Source organism: Pedobacter sp. (assembly GCF_965279535.1).
Lineage (GTDB): Bacteria > Bacteroidota > Bacteroidia > Sphingobacteriales > Sphingobacteriaceae > Pedobacter.
In genome coordinates this window covers 3,333,197-3,348,342 of the sequence record NZ_OZ257244.1, presented here as the reverse complement: position 1 = coordinate 3,348,342, position 15,146 = coordinate 3,333,197, and the positions used below count along the sequence as shown (strand labels likewise).

General features: G+C 39.3%; 11 protein-coding genes. 1 reads left to right on the top strand and 10 read right to left on the bottom strand.

Going from position 1 to position 15,146, the window contains the following annotated elements:
* Positions 1 to 3: 3 nt before the first annotated feature.
* From ACQY77_RS13600 to gmd, 5 genes are read right to left on the bottom strand one after another with little or no spacing between them, the layout of a single operon-like run.
* Entirely contained in the window at positions 4 to 1,005 is a 1,002-nt protein-coding gene (locus ACQY77_RS13600; RefSeq protein WP_421941605.1) for an SDR family oxidoreductase, read from the bottom strand.
* A 3-nt stretch (positions 1,006 to 1,008) separates the two neighbouring features.
* Positions 1,009 to 2,301, bottom strand: coding sequence for a nucleotide sugar dehydrogenase (locus ACQY77_RS13595; RefSeq protein ID WP_421941606.1), 1,293 nt, complete (start codon positions 2,299 to 2,301; stop codon positions 1,009 to 1,011).
* A complete protein-coding gene (locus ACQY77_RS13590) occupies positions 2,294 to 3,403 on the bottom strand; it encodes a lipopolysaccharide biosynthesis protein (protein WP_428429940.1) in 1,110 nt (369 codons plus the stop codon). The genes ACQY77_RS13595 and ACQY77_RS13590 overlap by 8 nt, the downstream gene beginning before the upstream one ends.
* Before the next feature lie 34 nt (positions 3,404 to 3,437).
* The gene (locus ACQY77_RS13585; protein WP_421941608.1) at positions 3,438 to 5,903 is read right to left on the bottom strand and encodes an SLBB domain-containing protein; all 2,466 of its coding nucleotides are present in this window, start codon (positions 5,901 to 5,903) and stop codon (positions 3,438 to 3,440) included.
* 28 nt (positions 5,904 to 5,931) lie between these two features.
* Positions 5,932 to 7,068, bottom strand: a complete 1,137-nt coding sequence (gene gmd / locus ACQY77_RS13580; protein ID WP_421941609.1) for a GDP-mannose 4,6-dehydratase — start codon at positions 7,066 to 7,068, stop codon at positions 5,932 to 5,934.
* A gap of 564 nt (positions 7,069 to 7,632) precedes the next feature.
* Here gmd and ACQY77_RS13575 point away from each other — a divergent pair.
* Positions 7,633 to 8,310, top strand: a complete 678-nt coding sequence (locus tag ACQY77_RS13575) for a hypothetical protein (RefSeq protein ID WP_421941610.1) — start codon at positions 7,633 to 7,635, stop codon at positions 8,308 to 8,310.
* A gap of 2,497 nt (positions 8,311 to 10,807) precedes the next feature.
* Here the strand turns inward: ACQY77_RS13575 and rfbA are convergent.
* From rfbA to ACQY77_RS13550, 5 genes are all read right to left on the bottom strand, one after another.
* On the bottom strand, positions 10,808 to 11,668 hold the full coding sequence (rfbA, locus tag ACQY77_RS13570; protein ID WP_421941611.1) for a glucose-1-phosphate thymidylyltransferase RfbA: 861 nt from the start codon (positions 11,666 to 11,668) through the stop codon (positions 10,808 to 10,810).
* Positions 11,669 to 11,767: 99 nt separating this feature from the next.
* A complete protein-coding gene (rfbD, locus tag ACQY77_RS13565) occupies positions 11,768 to 12,628 on the bottom strand; it encodes a dTDP-4-dehydrorhamnose reductase (protein WP_421941612.1) in 861 nt (286 codons plus the stop codon).
* Positions 12,629 to 12,631: 3 nt separating this feature from the next.
* On the bottom strand, positions 12,632 to 13,171 hold the full coding sequence (rfbC, locus tag ACQY77_RS13560; RefSeq protein ID WP_421941613.1) for a dTDP-4-dehydrorhamnose 3,5-epimerase: 540 nt from the start codon (positions 13,169 to 13,171) through the stop codon (positions 12,632 to 12,634).
* Between the two features lie 52 nt (positions 13,172 to 13,223).
* A complete protein-coding gene (gene rfbB, locus ACQY77_RS13555) occupies positions 13,224 to 14,276 on the bottom strand; it encodes a dTDP-glucose 4,6-dehydratase (protein WP_421941614.1) in 1,053 nt (350 codons plus the stop codon).
* A gap of 173 nt (positions 14,277 to 14,449) precedes the next feature.
* A complete protein-coding gene (locus ACQY77_RS13550; RefSeq protein ID WP_421941615.1) occupies positions 14,450 to 15,070 on the bottom strand; it encodes a hypothetical protein in 621 nt (206 codons plus the stop codon).
* Positions 15,071 to 15,146: the final 76 nt, after the last annotated feature.

The window sequence follows — 15,146 nt, the reverse complement described above, 5'->3', positions numbered from 1 at the left end:
ATTTTATTTTTCTTTAGTTATTTGCTTTAAGTTATTTTCATACCAAGTAAAGGCTTCTGATAAACCATCCCGGACTGAGTATACCGGATCATACCCAATTAAAGTTTTTGCTTTTGAAATATCGGCTAAACTATCCCTAACATCACCCAGCCGATCTTCTCTATAAATGGGTTGAAGTGATGATTTACCTAATTCTATAATATAGGTCCATAGCTGGTTTAGAGAGGTACGTTCTCCAAATGCAATATTGATTACCTCATGTCCCTCTGTATTGGACAGCATACCTTTCACATTAGCCTGCACGGCATTCTGTACAAAGGTAAAATCTCTGGTTTGTTCTCCATCTCCATTGATAAATGGTGCTGTTCCAGATAATACAGACTTCATAAAAAGAGGGATTACCGCAGCATAAGCCCCGTTTGGATCTTGTTTGGGTCCAAAAACATTAAAATATCTGAGGCCGATGCTATTTACTTTATATAAACTAGCAAATACTTGCGCATATAATTCATTCACATACTTCGTCACCGCATAAGGAGATAAGGGATTGCCTATGTTTCCTTCGGTTTTGGGAAGCAATTTACTATCTCCATAAGTAGAAGAAGAGGCTGCATATACCATTTTCTTTACATCTGATTCCCGAACGGCGTTAAGTATATTCAGAAATCCGGTAATATTAACCTCGTTAGTTGTGATAGGGTCATTAATAGATCGGGGAACAGATCCGAGTGCAGCTTGATGCGAAACATAATCGATCCCTTTTACTGCGTTCTTACAAACATCGTAATCCCTTATGTCTCCTTCAATTAACTCAAATTGTTGATGGTTTAAAAATGATTCGATGTTCTCTCTTTTACCGGTAGCAAAATTATCCAACACACGAACTAGCTTTGCATTATTCTTGAGAAGATACTCTACCAGATTGGAACCAATAAATCCTGCACCACCCGTTATTAAGAATGATGTATCTGATAAATCCTTTGTATGATATTTTTTCTGTTCCATAACTTAAAGTCTGCCATCTACATGGTCCTTATTTAAAATTGATTTTACATCATAAACTACTGAGTTTGATTTTAACATGGATTTGATATCCACATCGAGGAACTCATTATGCGCAACCGCTAACAATGCACCATCAAACAACTCTTGACCTGAAAGTTTATTGAGCGACTTTATACCATATTCATGTAACACCTCTTCTTGCTTTGCCCATGGATCCCATAAAGTGATATCTATACTAAATTCTTTAAGTACTCTTATGATATCCACAACTTTGGTATTTCTGACATCAGGACAGTTTTCCTTGAACGTTATGCCCATGACCAAAATTTTAGCGGCTTTAACTGGAATATCTTTTTTAACCATTAATTTGATCAGCTCATGAGCTATATATTCGCCCATCCCATCATTCAACCTTCTTCCAGCCAAAATGATTTCAGGGTGATAACCAACCTCTTGTGCTTTCTGTGCTAAATAATAAGGATCAACACCTATACAATGACCACCAACTAATCCTGGACGGAACTTTAAAAAATTCCATTTAGTACCTGCGGCTTCCAAAACTTCATTGGTATCGATACCTAACAAATTGAATATCTTGGAAAGTTCGTTCACAAAGGCAATATTAATATCTCTCTGCGAGTTTTCTATTACTTTGGCAGCTTCAGCAACACGAATTGATGGGGCCTTGTGGGTGCCTGCTACAATTATACTTTTATAAAGTTGATCTACAACATTAGCGGTTTCTTCAGTAGATCCAGAAGTAACCTTAAGAATTTTACTAACCGTATGTTCCTTATCTCCAGGATTGATTCTCTCAGGCGAATAACCTACGTAAAAATCAGTATTAAAGGTTAGTCCAGAGATTTTTTCAAGAACAGGAACACACTCATCTTCAGTAACTCCTGGGTAAACAGTTGATTCATAAATTACAATGTCTCCTTTTTTTATCACAGATCCAACGGTTTCGCTTGCTTTATATAGAGGAGTTAAAACAGGTCTGTTATTTTTATCCGTTGGAGTTGGAACGGTTACGATATAAATATTGCAATCCTGAATGGCTTTTAATTCATTTGTACAATATAACCCGCATGAATGATCTAGATCTTCATAACTTGAGAGCACTTTTTTTAAATCTTCATTATCAAGCTCGAGTGTAGCATCTACACCAGCCTTTAACTCATCAATTCTTTGTTTATTAATATCAAATCCAACTGTTGGATATTTTTTGGCAAACTCTGCTGCCAAAGGTAATCCTACGTAACCTAATCCGATTACTGCAATTTTATGTTTATTCACCTGAAATTATTTTTTTATATAAGATATTTATAGTTAATACTAAAATGGAGAAAAATGCGCCACCAATAATGCCTAAAATTAGGTATATTTTTTTCGATACAGCCTTAACTGGCAACGGATAAATTGGCTCGTCAATCACCTGAATTAATGGCGTTTCCTTTAACAAAGACATTTTAGTCAACTCTAAGTTTTTTACCATTTCCGTAAGAATAGCTCGGTTAGTTTCTGCAGAAAATTGTGCCCGTTGTACTGGAGCAACACGTTGAACCTGTCTAGTAGGATTCAAATTTGGAGTCGCATCATTTATGGCAACCGCTGCATATATTGCTCCATGCATCACAGCCTTTACAGAATCGGCCTTATGCTGCAAAATCTTAACATTTTGCAAAGTTTTTTGAGTTTTGGTACTAATATAAAATTCGTTAACATTTTTAACTAACTCATCATTGAAACATTTTGCAAAGTTTTCATCTGCTGCTTTAATATCCACCTGGATTGCATTTAGATTTTTATCAACTTTATCTACAATAAGATTATTATTGTTAATATTTGTGACGATAACTCCAAGTATACTATCTCTTAAGCGAGTATTTTTAACTTTCGAAACGGTGTCTTTCACATCATTTTCAGAAAATTTTAATTGCAGTAATTCTGGTTTTTGTGCCCAATTTGTCCTCAGTTGATTAAATGAGATATAACGATCAACAAGTAATTCCTTCTTACCATCTATCTCAACCATTGTAAGTAAGGTTTTCGTTAACATAGTTCTGGACTTATAGAGTTGAAATATATTGTCGCTTTGAAATATACCACCGCCACTGCCTATATCCACACCAGCCATAGAGGCTAGGCAAGCAAGATTACCAAGATTTTTGCCGGATTTTTCATCTTCTAAAACGAAAGTAGTTGAGGCTATAAATAATTGGGGTTTGGACTTAGCATAGAAGAAACCAATAGTACCTCCTATTAAGGATATTATCCCAATGATTAGCCACTTGGACCACAAATAAAAAATTAGTGTTCTTACTTTTAAAACCAAATCTCTTAAAGAAATTTCATCTCGGGGTAAGGTAGTTTTATTAATTTGATTCTCGATAGCCATTAAGCTTCTATTAAATTAAGTATGTATAATTGACTTATCTAAGTAAGCTCACTATTATTGCCCCTAATGATGCAACTGCTGTTCCAATTCCAATCCAGCTTTGAGCAGTCAAACGTTCCCTTTCTGCTTTTTTAGGCACCAAAATTTCTGCCCCCGGTTTAATTACCGGATTATTATTAAAAAACAAAAATTTGCTTACTCCAGCCGCTGATCCATTTGCATATTTTACATAAACTCCACTTTTACGTGCATGATCTGTAAATCCACCGGCACCATTGATATATTGTTTAAGGCCTTTTCCAGGTAAATAAACAATGCTATTCGGATTTAAAACTTCACCGGTTACGCGAACGGTTTGTAAGGTGCGTGGAACACGGATAATGTCACCATCTTCAACAATCAAATCGAACTTAGATTGAGGATCCTTTAGAATCTTAACCAAATTGATCCCAACTAAATCACTTTGAATGAGCTTTTGCTCAACTTCTGTAGCGAGTGTATCCTTTGCCCCTGCTTCCTGCGCTCTCTTCAAACCCAAAAACTTTTTATCCTCTTCTTCTTCGTTATTGATTGCATTTTTGTCTTTTGGATTTACCTTTTCTGCGCCCGGTCTTTTTAATGATGCGCCATCTGCATATGCAGAAGAAGTTAAACCACCAGCTCTACGGATCAAATCGGAAATGCGCTCATTCTTGTTTAAGATAGTATAAACCCCGGGATAGACCACTTCTCCTTCTAATTTCACCTGCTTTTGAACAGCATAACCTTCAGCATTACGCACGGAAACAATATCAAAAGGTTTAATCACAAAGGGCTCGCCTTCTAATTTTAAATCTTCGTTCACATTGACGATGAAAACCTCTGCTGTTTGGGCTGTAGCTGAAGTAGCCTCGCTATTTCTCACCCTTCTCGAGATTTCAACCCTATTAGGAGTAGCACCTTCTTTAAAGCCCCCAGCCAGTTGAATCACCGATTCTAAAGTCATGCCTTCAGCATACTGAAAACTACCTGGTGCACGAACTTCACCCTGAATACTCACTTGGTATTCGTCTCTCAAATCAAAAATAGAAGAAATGGTAATTTTATCTTCACGCTGTAAGGAAATGTCCGTTTGCGTACCAGCGATAATCTTAGCCACATCAAAAGAAATTAAGGCCTGGGTATTATCAGGGTTTAATCGGTTAATATACCCCCGGTTTAAGAAAGCGTCTTCCGTTAAGCCATCAGCTTTATTTATCAAGCCCCTTAATGTTAAGCCGTTATCTAACTCGTAAACACCAGGACGAAATACTGACCCTAAGATTTCTACTCGGTTGGCAAAACGATCTAAAATGGCTTCAACAACATACTTATCACCGTTTTTTGGTGCATAATTAGGAAAATCTACAGCAGCAATATCATTGATCTTGCGGTCACGGTCGGTATTTTGAAAAGCTTTGATCTTTGCGGTATAGGCCTGTGTAGTAAATCCACCGGCAAAATCGATTACATCCTTCAAGGTTTCCCCCTTCACTACTTCATATAGGGCAGCTCTTTTTACTTCACCGCTGATCTCTACTCGATCATCGTAAACCGGGATATTAATTACATCCTGATCTTGTAAACGAATATTGGCTTGCTGTATGCCTTTTAACAGGAAGTTATAAACATCCAATGTTGCAATGATTTTATTATTGCGAATGATCTGAATTTTACGGAAGGAACCATTTTGTGCAGGACCGCCTGATGCATACAATGCATTATACACTGTAGCCAAAGATGGAAGAGTATAAGTACCTGGCTTGGTTACGTAACCCGTCATAACCACCTTAATGCTGCGAATATTACCCAGATTAATGGCTAAATTTGTTCTACCCGAACGCAATGAGGGGTAGGTTTTAGCCATTGCTGTACGGATTTTCGAAGTGGCCTGATCTATACTTAATCCCCCAACTGCAATTCTTCCAATATACTGGATATTGATAATTCCCTCTGGGCTCACTTCTAAATTGTAACTGGCTTCATTATCACCAGTTAAATCAATAGCTAACTTATCATCAGGGCCAATTATATAACCTTTGGGAGTAGCCATCCGCAAATTAGGTTCAAAAGTTATATTTCCATTTTTAAACAAGTCTGCTCCGAAGATTTTCGGGCCAATTTCACTATCTTCTTCTTTCTTTTCGTTATTGATCTCACCACCGGCAGTGGTTTCGCTCATTTCTCGACCTGTAACTACTGGTTTTTGTTCTACCTGAACAGCAGAGCCTTGCTTTCTCACCTTAGCCACGCGCGCTCTTAGTTTCTGGATCTCATCGGCCTTCATACCTTGTGCCGCTGCCATTTGCTCCAGTTGGGCATCGTTATAACCTACAGACTCAGCCTTTTTAATCATCTGCAAAATCTGAGCATCAGAAAGTTCATCGACCTTAACACTGGAATAATTTTGTGCAAAGGATGTTATGTGAACGAATAAACTGAGAACGATAAGGGATAGAAATAATTTTATGCTTTGTTTCATAGGTTTCCGAAATAATCGGTAGGTAATTCTATTCAAAATAATTTAGGGTTTTGAAACCGCCCTGATTCAGATATTCATCTTTCTTCATTAAATGCAGATCAGATATCACCATATCATGCACCAATGCAGGCAAATCATATTTAGGTTCCCAACCCAATTGGGTTTTGGATTTCGTTGGGTCGCCCAGCAAAAGATCTACTTCTGTTGGACGGAAATATTTAGGATCGACACGAACAACCGTAGTGCCTAAAAATAATTTATCCTGATCCAGGCCTAGTTCTGTTAATTTTTCGATATCTAAGCCCACAATCACACCTTTTTCATTTTCATCTTTGCCGCTAAACTCAATATCTATGCCAAGCTCAGCAAAACTCATGCGAACAAAATCGCGTACCGTAGTGGTTACCCCGGTAGCAATAACGAAATCTTCTGGTTCTTCTTGCTGGAGAATCAGCCACATGGCTTCAATATAGTCTTTAGCATGCCCCCAGTCGCGCTGAGCAGACAAATTACCAAGGTAAAGGCAGTTTTGCAAACCCAATGCAATCTTCGAAGCGGCACGCGTAATCTTACGGGTAACAAAAGTTTCTCCCCTCAGCGGGCTTTCATGATTGAATAAAATACCGTTGCAGGCATACATGCCATAAGCCTCCCTGTAGTTTACGGTGATCCAATAAGCATACATTTTGGCCACTGCATAGGGCGAACGTGGATAAAAAGGAGTTGTCTCACTTTGTGGAACCGCCTGCACTAATCCATACAACTCTGAAGTAGAAGCCTGATAAATTTTGGTCTTTTGATTTAGACCTAAAATCCTAACGGCCTCAAGTAAACGCAATGTTCCAATCCCATCGGCATTTGCCGTATATTCTGGCATTTCAAAACTTACATGAACATGGCTCATGGCCGCGAGGTTATAAATCTCATCAGGCTGGGTTTCCTGTATAATGCGGATTAGGTTGGTAGAATCGGTCAGATCACCATAATGCAATTTGAAATTCACATTTTGCTCATGCTGGTCTTGATAGAGGTGATCGATACGATCGGTATTAAAGAGAGATGAACGCCTTTTCAAGCCATGAACAAAATAGCCCTTCTTCAGCAAAAATTCTGCTAAGTAGGCACCATCCTGACCAGTAACACCTGTAATTAAGGCAACTTTCATATTTAGTTAATAGATTTTGTTTTAAGCTAGCAAAGATATATAAATAATTGGTTTGTAATAAAAATGTTTGATCAAGGTTGTCGATCTTCCATTGCTTGTGGTTCATTGTTGGACAAAAGCCAAAGGCTAGGACCATCTCCTTCTCCTCTTTACAATCCCTATCCGAAATATTTCAATTCTCACAAAATTAGTAATGAAGGAAACCATGAATCCAGCAGTTGCACTTATCTCTAAATCTTCTTTTAAAGCATATCCAGCTCCCCGTCTTTTTAAGAAAGGGTTGGAAATGGTTAAGCAAACAGATAATAAGCCATTTTGAGCGAAATATAGGTTTAGTCTTCGGATGAATCAAAAAGTCAAAACTCCAACCTCTGGCACCTGACTTCGGACTTTAAACAACCTTCAAGAACAAAATGAACAAATTCAATTAAGAAAGAATTCTAATTTTGTCTATTCGTTAATACAAAAAACCTAAATTTTTGGCAAAGTTTATGCTTAAGGTTAACTATATGAAATAATTAGCGAAATATTTATAATTTTGACCTAAATCCCAAAGAATCCTAAATGAGAAAATTATTAATGTTCATCGTTTTGATGAGCACATCCTTATTCGCACTCGCACAGTCTGCATCGGACTATAATTATTCAATTGGCATCAGGGCATACAGCTTAATGCAGCTTCCAAAGATTTTAAACCAGACCAATACACAGGATTACACCAGTATGCTGGCTAATGGTGCCATGATTAAATTTAATGACAATCAGGTAAGCTATCGGATAAGTGGTAATTATTTCAGGGATGATATTTCTTTTGATAACACCTGCACCACCTGCGAAATAGGTAAAGGCAAGGTAACTGATTACTCTTTTAAAGTAGGTTTTGAGAAAAACTTTACCTACTCGAGGGTTCAACCTTACTTTGCTTTTGATATTGGTTATCGATCCAACCGCTTTACCGGAACTACAGCCCCTAAAAGTGCTTTAGCAGGTGTATCTGAAAAAACAGTGGATGCCAATAAAAATGGATTGGTGATGGCCCCTGTTTTAGGTATTAAAGTTAACATCATTGATCAGCTTACTTTCTTTGCGGAAAGCAGCCTCGACTTTTATTATTCTTACGAAAAACAAGACATTAGCGAGCCTAATGGCATTGCCAGAACGGTAAACAGTTACCGTAAGTGGGAGTTCTTATTGAATCCGGTTTCTGCGGGGATTCAGTTTAATATTAACAGAAAGAATTAGTCTTTTTCAGCAGAAAGGGAATAGTTCCGAGTTAAGTATAGTTGGGGTGATGCAGGATTATCATCATCCCCCTGCCCCCCTTCTAATGGGGACTGATCACGATTCGGATTGCTTCAACTCGCTCTACCTGATTTTTATATTTAATATTTTTTGTCCGGGCCGGACGGGCTTATCTTCTTTTTTAAGTAGTTCTTATGTTTTCATCGGCCTTCAAGCTTGCTGCGCAGGTTGGTGTCAAAAGAAACAAAAACATCGGCTTAAAACTTTTCTATTAAAGTAAGTGCTCTGGCTTGGACTGTGCCTGCCGAAAACTTTATTAGGCCGATCCGAGCGAAACGGAGAAACAGTGGGGAGGCCTGGCTGGGTGGCAAAGCATGGTGGCCAAAGCGATCGTAATAAGCTTTCTTTATGCAAGAATGATGGATTAGTAAGGTTAGGCGTTCGGTAGCTGCCTTTAATAATTAACTACCTTTTCCTAAGTACGCTTCCGGCCTCGCAGCATTTCGCCGGATAGGACATTTGAATGCTTGCAGTTTCAGCCGTTTACCTGCTGCCCAAGGGAATGAGCAGCGCGGGTAGGTTTGTGTGGAGGGAAAGCCTCTTATTACCGCTGATCGCATTCAGATGCTCCTAGCCAAGAAAGGATGCAAGCCTTGATTTTTCGTTACCTTTTTATCAAGAAAAAGGTAAGAGCCCTTCCGGCGGTGAGGAAGAAAGGAACCTTCTTGTTCTGCTTATATGTTCTTAAATGCCTTATATGGTTCAAACGCTCATGGAATTATACAATGTTTTACCACCCCTGCCACCACACGGGCCTACTTGTCCTGGCCGGACGGGCTTATCTTCTTTTGGCGTCAAAAGAAGCAAACCGAACCCGATATTACATCGGGGAGCTCATTAATACAATTAAAAAACAATTAACAACTATTAATAAAACGTCGGCTTAAAACTTTTCTTTGAAAGTCAGTAAGTAGGCTTGGACAGTGCCTGCCGAAAACTTTATTAGGCCGATCCGAGCGAAACGGAGAAACAGTGGGGAGGCCTGGCTGGATGGCAAAGCATGGTGGCCAAAGCGATCGTAATAAGCTTTCTTTATGCAAGAATGATGGATTAGTAAGGTTAGGCGTTCGCTAGCTGCCTTAAATAATTAACTACCTTTTCCTAAGTACGCTTCCGGCCTCGTAGCATTTCGCCGGATAGGACATTTGAATGCTTGCAGTTTCAAACGCTTACCTGCTGCCCAAGGGAATAAGCAGCGCGGGTAGGTTTGTGTGGAGGGAAAGCCTCTTATTACCGCTAATGGCATTCGGATGCTCCTAGCCAAGAAAGGATGCAAGCCTTGATTTTTCGTTACCTTTTTATCAAGAAAAAGGTAAGAGCCCTTCCGGCGGTGAGGAAGAAAGGAATCTTCTTGTTCTGCTTATATGTTCTTAAATGCCTTATATGGTTCAAACGCTCATGGGATTCTACGATGTTTTACCACCCCTGCCACCACACGGGCTTACACACCCCCTCCTTGAAAAAAGGAGGGGAGCTAAATTACGATAGCTACGCAGATACATGTTCGATGTTGATTGTTTAGGCGTTTCGCTGGCTGCCTTAAATATTTAACTGCCTTTTCCTAAGTACGCTTCCGGCCTCGCAGCATTTCGCCGGATAGGACATTTGAATGTTTGCAGTTTCAAACGTTTACTTACTGCCCAAGGGAATAAGCAGCCTGGGTAGGTTTGTGTGGAGGGAAGGCCTCTTATTACCGCCAATGGCATTCGGATGCTCCTAGCCAAGAAAGGATGCAAGCCTTGATTTTTCGTTACCTTTTTATCAAGAAAAAGGTAAGAGCCCTTCCGGCGGTGAGGAAGAAAGGAACCTTCTTGTTCTGCTTATATGTTCTTAAATGCCTTATATGGTTCAAATGCTCATGGGGTTCTACGATGTTTTACCACCCCTGCCACCACACGGGCTTGCTTGTCCTGGCCGGACGGGCTTATCTTCTTTTGGCGTCAAAAGAAGCAAAAACGTCGGCTTAAAACTTTTCTTTGAAAGTCAGTAAGTAGGCTTGGACTGTGCCTGCCGAAAACTTTATTAGGCCGATCCGAGCGGAACGAGGAAACAATGCTGAGGCCTAGCTGGGTGGCAAAGCATGGTGGTGAAGCCATTGCGTTAAGAATTGAGTATTTGAACTTAGATGTTCTTAAATGCCTTATATGGTTCAAACGCTCATGGAATTCTACAATGTTTTACCACCCCTGCCACCACACAGGCTTACCCACCCCCTCCTTTTTTTAAGGAGGGGGTGGGGGTGTTTAAACAGTTGCTATAACAGGTAATTTCGGATACAAATGAGCTTTTGGTTTTCATCCCCCTGCCCCCTCCGAAGGGGGGCTAATTCCCGATCAGACTCGCTATATGTTCTCGTTGAAAAAGGAGGAAAACTACTTTTTCGCCAAATAAAAAAGGCACCATAATTGGTGCCTTGATATCTTAGAACAAAGTATTTTTATTTAATCTGTTTTAACAGATAACTTCCATAACCACTTTTTACCAGCGGTGTTGCGATTGCCCTTAATTCTTCTGCAGAAATAAAGCCCATGCGATAAGCTACTTCTTCAATACAGCCTATTTTTAAACCCTGGCGCTCTTCGATAATTTGTACGAACTGCCCGGCCTGCATTAAGGAGGTAAAAGTTCCGGTATCTAACCAGGCTGTTCCTCTGCTCAGTACACCTACTTTTAATTTGCCTCTTTCCAGATAAACCTTGTTTACATCGGTTATCTCGTACTCACCACGGGGTGAAGGTTTGATATTTTTAGCGATTTCTACCACTCCATTATCGTAGAAATATAAACCAGGTACTGCATAATCTGATTTTGGCGCAACTGGCTTTTCTTCAATAGAAATTACCTGATTGTTATCGTCAAATTCCACCACACCGTATCTTTCAGGATCCGAAACCTGGTAAGCAAAAACCACTCCGCCATCCGGATCGGCGCTGGCCTGCAATAGCTTCGCCATACCATCTCCATGGAAAATGTTATCACCCAATACTAAGGCAACTTTATCATTACCTATAAATTCTTCTCCAATTACAAATGCCTGAGCCAAACCGTTAGGTTTTGCCTGCACTGCATAGGTAAATTTGCAACCTAAAGATTTCCCATCGCCCAATAACTTCTCAAAATTAGGCAGATCGTGCGGGGTAGAAATGATCAGAATTTCTTTTATACCTGCTAGCATTAGGGTCGAAAGCGGGTAGTAAATCATCGGTTTATCATAAACCGGCATCATTTGCTTGCTACAAGCCAAGGTTAAAGGATGCAAACGGGTGCCGCTTCCGCCGGCTAAGATTATACCTTTCATGTTATTATTGTTTAGTTGCTTAACTGACTAATTGTTTAACTGTTTAACTGTTTAATTGACTTTATTAACTGAAAACTGCCAACTGATAACTGCCAACTGTTAATTCTCCTGCAAAACTCGTATACATTGTACCAAACTATCTCTCCAGTAAGGAATATTTATATTAAATGTTTCTTTAATTTTTGTTTTGTCCATCACCGAAAAAGCTGGCCTTCTGGCGGGTGTTGGGTATTTAGTTCCTGGAATAGGGTTCGTTTTTACAGACGTACCGCTAATTTCGAAAATCGCTTTTGCAAAATCAAACCAGGAAGTTACGCCTTCATTGCTATAATGATAAAGCCCAAATGCAGTACTGTCCGACTGAATAATATCAAAAATAGCATGGGCTAAATCGATAGCATAAGTTGGTGTACCTACCTGATCGGCTATAATATTCAGCTCATCGCGCTCTGCGCCCAGCTTCAGCATCGTTTTTACAAAGTTATTCGCATATTCTGAATACAACCAGCTGGTGCGCAAAATAAAATGTTGAGGTAAGATATGTTCAATGGCTTTTTCACCATCCAACTTGGTTAAACCGTATACATTAATCGGGTTTGCAACATCTTCTTCTTTTAGCAACTTCACTTCATTGCCTTCGAAAACGAAATCAGTGGATACATGAACCAAAGTTGCTCCAGTCTCCAAACAAGCATTAGCCAGGTTGGCTGCGCCCGTTTCATTGATGGCTTTTGCAATTGCCTGATCTTCTTCAGCCTTATCTACCGCTGTATAGGCCGCACAATTGATTACGAAGGCTGGCTTCTCTGCAGACAATAAGTTTCTCAAAACTGTTTCATCCAGAATGTTGGCATCCTGCTCGGCCGGAAAAACGATATCGGTTATACCCCTTCTTGCGGCTACCGTTTTTAAACATTGACCAAGCTGTCCGCCAGCACCTATTACTAATATCTTGCTCATTTGTTATAAGGGTAAAAAAGTACCTAAAGCTAAATCTTTCTCTGAGATTTCATGCTTTTCAACAGGAATCTGCCAGTCAATATTCAATTGAGGATCATTATAAATCACCCCTCTCTCTGATGCTTTATTATAAAAATTATCGCACTTATAAAAAAACTCTGCGGTTTCACTCAATACAGAAAACCCATGATAAAATCCACGGGGAATGTATAGTTGAAGATTATTTTCAGCACTAAGCTTAATTGCAAAGGATTTTCCAAATGTAGGAGAGCTCGGCCGTGCATCTACTGCAACATCCAGCACTTCCCCTTTTAAAACTCGCACCAGCTTAGCCTGAGCAAACTCTCCTGCTTGGGCGTGTAGCCCCCTGATAACACCATAAGAGGACAAAGACTGATTATCTTGGACAAATCGACCAGATAAACCTGTTCTATCTTCAAAGGAATTTTGATTAAAACTTTCGAAAAAATAACCTCTGGAGTCTTCAAAAACCCGAGGTCTAATAATGATACAATCCTTTAATCCGGTTTGTTCAATTTCCATGAATAAATATGTTGGGACGATGCTTGCAGAATCTCTGGAAGCTTAATAAAAATTATTTAGTACTGTATTGTTGCTCATAATAAGATTGATAGTTACCAGAAGTAACATTGTTTAACCAATCTTCATTTTGCAGATACCAATCTACGGTTTTAGCCAGGCCCTCTTCAAACTGTAAGCTGGGTACCCAGTTTAATTCTTGCTGTAATTTAGTAGAATCTATGGCGTAACGAAGGTCATGTCCAGCTCTATCGGTTACATAAGTGATCAGCTTTGCTGAAGTTCCAGCTTCACGTGCCAGTTTCTCATCCATAATGCGGCAAAGCAATTGAATTAAATCGATGTTTTTCCATTCATTATGTCCGCCAATATTATAAGTATCACCCGTTTTAGCCTGATGAAAAATCACATCAATCGCTCTTGCATGGTCTTCTACCCATAACCAATCGCGTACATTCTCTCCTTTACCATAAACAGGAACCGGTTTGTTGTTTTTGATGTTATTAATGGCTAATGGTATTAATTTCTCTGGAAAATGGTGCGAGCCGTAATTATTAGAACAATTAGAAATGACACAATCCATTCCATAAGTATCGTGATAGGCCCTTACAAAGTGATCAGAGCTGGCTTTAGATGCTGAATAGGGACTATGGGGATCATAAGCAGTAGTTTCGGTAAACATGCCTTCTTCACCCAATGCACCATATACCTCATCGGTACTTACATGGTAAAATCTTTTTTGATCGTAACTACCTTTCCAGTGTTGGCGTGCAGCGTTTAGTAAATTCACCGTACCGATTACGTTGGTCATTACAAAAGCTGTTGGATCCGTTATAGAACGATCTACATGGCTTTCGGCCGCCAAATGAATTACCGCATCAAACTGCTCCGTTTGAAACAGGTTATCAATTACTTCTGCATCTACAATATCTGCTTTTACAAACCGATAGTTTGGCTTATTCTCTATATCGGTTAAGTTAGCCAGGTTACCTGCGTAGGTAAGTTTATCTAAGTTGACGATTTCGTATTGTGGGTATTGGTTCACAAAACGACGTACAACATGAGAGCCAATAAAACCTGCCCCACCAGTAATTAAGATTTTTTTCACAGTATGATATATAATTTCAGTTAAAAAGGCTAAAGTAAGCTTGTTTTAAGTAAAAAGCAACTAGCTTACTATCAGTTGATCATATTTCACAACCATTTCATTCAGAATGAGTAGATATATGTATTTTTATTCTGCAAAAGTCTGGATTAGTTCACATGTGTAAAATACCTACTTTATTCAAGCCCCTTTAAAATCAAATAAAAAGTCTCTATCATCCTGTTTAATTGAACAAACTGCCCAAATAGATATTCCCTGCTTAGACCGACTATGCTACTCTTGTTACTTAAAGCAGAGTAAAGCCACTCTAATAATCCATAGCGCATTTGTTTGATGTTGTTCAGGGACGCGAAATCGCGAAGGTACTGATGAGAATTATTCGTGTAAGCCAAGGACAGATAAGTGGTTCGAAACTCTTCCTGGCTAAATTGTCCCGTACGAAGATGGTTTTGTTCCACCTTGATTAACCATTCGCTAAAGCAAAGTCCGTTAATTTTTCGCCGCTCATGCCGATGGTATTTAATATTTGCCGAGCCGATTAGGTAACTGGCCTGCAATAGCTGAACAAACTGGTTATGCATAAACAGGTATTCACCTGGTTCGTCAGCACATTCGCCCTCAATCATGGCATGTTGATACCAGGCTTTCAGACGCCGCTTATGCCCCGCTAATGTATCGAAGCTGAAAAAGGACTCCACCATCAGGTAGGGATCATTAACCCATTCATTGTTTAACAACAAGGGACAGGTACTTTCGAAGGATGATAAGGGTGTGTTGAAATCATGTGTTAATTCCATACCAGTAATATGAGGTTAATTGTTAAATTGCATTGATAGAATAAATTTACAGATTCGTTGTTAGCATAGCTAATTG

Excerpts from the sequence above, each read along its gene's own strand:
- gmd (WP_421941609.1), bottom strand. The coding sequence starts at position 7,068 with ATGAAAGTTGCCTTAATTACAGGTGTTACTGGTCAGGATGGTGCCTAC.
- rfbC (WP_421941613.1), bottom strand. The coding sequence starts at position 13,171 with ATGGAAATTGAACAAACCGGATTAAAGGATTGTATCATTATTAGACCT.
- ACQY77_RS13550 (WP_421941615.1), bottom strand. The coding sequence starts at position 15,070 with ATGGAATTAACACATGATTTCAACACACCCTTATCATCCTTCGAAAGT.
- rfbA (WP_421941611.1), bottom strand. The coding sequence starts at position 11,668 with ATGAAAGGTATAATCTTAGCCGGCGGAAGCGGCACCCGTTTGCATCCT.
- ACQY77_RS13600 (WP_421941605.1), bottom strand. The coding sequence starts at position 1,005 with ATGGAACAGAAAAAATATCATACAAAGGATTTATCAGATACATCATTC.
- rfbD (WP_421941612.1), bottom strand. The coding sequence starts at position 12,628 with ATGAGCAAGATATTAGTAATAGGTGCTGGCGGACAGCTTGGTCAATGT.
- ACQY77_RS13585 (WP_421941608.1), bottom strand. The coding sequence starts at position 5,903 with ATGAAACAAAGCATAAAATTATTTCTATCCCTTATCGTTCTCAGTTTA.
- ACQY77_RS13590 (WP_428429940.1), bottom strand. The coding sequence starts at position 3,403 with ATGGCTATCGAGAATCAAATTAATAAAACTACCTTACCCCGAGATGAA.
- ACQY77_RS13575 (WP_421941610.1), top strand. The coding sequence starts at position 7,633 with ATGAGAAAATTATTAATGTTCATCGTTTTGATGAGCACATCCTTATTC.